The organism is Streptomyces swartbergensis (genome assembly GCF_002148965.1).
GTDB classification, from domain to species: Bacteria; Actinomycetota; Actinomycetes; order Streptomycetales; family Streptomycetaceae; genus Streptomyces; species Streptomyces swartbergensis.
The window spans coordinates 1-2,142 of record NZ_NGFN01000630.1 but is presented as its reverse complement, the minus strand read 5'-3'; the positions used below and the strand labels follow the sequence as shown (position 1 = coordinate 2,142).

1 protein-coding gene is annotated in these 2,142 nt (G+C 71.1%); it reads right to left on the bottom strand.

Annotation, left to right across the window (positions count from 1 at the left end):
- Window positions 1-116 precede the first annotated feature (116 nt).
- Window positions 117-2,142, bottom strand: a 2,026-nt coding sequence (locus tag CA983_RS43015) for an ATP-dependent Clp protease ATP-binding subunit (RefSeq protein WP_107500354.1), incomplete at its 5' end; no start/stop codon positions are given.

The window sequence follows — 2,142 nt, the reverse complement described above, 5'->3', positions numbered from 1 at the left end:
GGGTGGGGGGTCGGCGATGGTGGTGCGGCCTGTGCGTTGAGTGCCGTCTGACGGTGCGTGGGGGCTGGTCGCGCTCACGCGGCGCAGCCGCACATCGGCACAGCCCCGCGCCCCTATCAGGGCGTTGCCGAACTCTGCGTTTGAAACGCCAAGTGGCCGTCCTCGACGTCCACCGTCACCTGGCCGCCCTCCGGCACTCGGCCGTCCAGCAGCAGCCGTGACAGCTCGTTGTCCACCTCGCGCTGGATCGTGCGGCGCAACGGGCGGGCGCCGTACTCCGGCTGGTAGCCGTGTTCGGCCAGCCATTCCACCGCTCGGTCGGTGAAGGTCACCGAGATGCCCTTGCTCTGCACGAGGGACCTGGTGCGGTCCAGCAGGAGGTCGGTGATCCGGCGCAGTTGTTCCGTGCTGAGCTGGCGGAAGACGACGATCTCGTCGATGCGGTTGAGGAACTCGGGGCGGAAGTGCTCGCGCAGGGGGCGCAGGATCTGTTCGCGCCGGGCCTCCTCATCCGCGTCCGCGCCGCCCGACGCGAAGCCCACGGAGGCGCCGCGGCGGGTGATCGCCTCGGAGCCGAGGTTGCTGGTCATCACGATGACGGTGTTGGTGAAGTCGACCGTGCGGCCCTGGGAGTCGGTGAGGCGGCCGTCGTCGAGGACCTGGAGCAGGATGTTGAAGACGTCCGGATGGGCCTTCTCCACCTCGTCCAGCAGGAGCAGCGAGTACGGGTGCCGGCGGACGACCTCGGTGAGCTGGCCGGCCTCCTCGTGGCCGACGTAGCCGGGCGGGGCGCCGACCAGGCGGCTGACGGTGTGCCGCTCCTGGTACTCGCTCATGTCGAGGCGGACCATGCGGTCCTCGCTGCCGAACAGGGCCTCGGCGAGCGCCCGGGCCAGCTCGGTCTTGCCGACGCCGGTCGGGCCGAGGAACAGGAAGCTGCCGATCGGCCGGTCGGGGCTGGCGAGCCCGGCGCGGGAGCGCAGCACCGCGTCCGAGACGACCCGCACGGCCTCGTCCTGGCCGACCACCCGCTCGTGCAGATGCTCCTCCAGGCGCAGCAGCCGGTCCTTCTCCTCCTGGGTGAGACTGCTGACCGGGATGCCGGTCTGCCGGGACACCACCTCGGCGATCGCCTCGGCCTCCACCACCAGGTCCTGGCCCTCGTCGATCTCGTGGTCACCGCCCGCCTGGGTGATCCGCTGCTTCAGGTCCATGATCCGGTCGCGCAACTGGGTGGCCTGCTCGTACTGCTCGTCCGCGACCGCCTGGTCCTTGTCCCGGGTCAGCTGCTCCAGCTCCCGCTCCATGGCCCGTACGTCGGTGCCCTTGGTACGGGCGCGCAGCCGGACCCGGGCACCGGCCTGGTCGATCAGGTCGATCGCCTTGTCCGGCAGCCGCCGGTCGGTGAGGTAGCGGTCGGACAGCTCCACGGCGGCGACCAGCGCCTCGTCGGTGTAGCGGACCTGGTGGTGGGCCTCGTAGCGGTCCTGGAGGCCGCGCAGGATCTCGATCGCGTCCGCGGCGGTCGGTTCCGGCACCATGATCGGCTGGAAGCGGCGGGCCAGCGCCGCGTCCTTCTCGATCCGGCGGTACTCCTCCAGCGTGGTGGCGCCCACGATGTGCAGTTCGCCGCGGGCGAGGGCCGGCTTGAGGATGTTCCCGGCGTCCATGGAGCTGCCGTCGCCGCCACCGGCACCGGCTCCCACGACCGTGTGCAGCTCGTCGATGAAGATGATCAACTGGTCGGAGTGGGCGCGGATCTCGCCGACGATGTTGTTCATCCGCTCCTCGAAGTCACCCCGGTAGCGGGTGCCCGCGACCACGCCCGTCAGGTCCAGGGCGACCACACGGCGCCCGGTCAGCACGTCGGGCACGTCCGCCTCGGAGATGCGCTGCGCCAGCCCTTCCACGATGGCCGTCTTGCCGACGCCCGCGTCACCGATCAGCACCGGGTTGTTCTTGCCGCGCCGGGAGAGGACCTCGACGGTTTGCTCGATCTCCTGGTCCCGGCCGATCACCGGGTCGATACGGCCCTGCCGGGCCAGTTCGGTGAGGTCACGGCCGTACTTGTCGAGGGTCGGCGTGTTCGTCGGGCGCGGCCGCTCGGCCTGTGGGGGCTCCGGCGCCTCGGGCGGGCTGGAG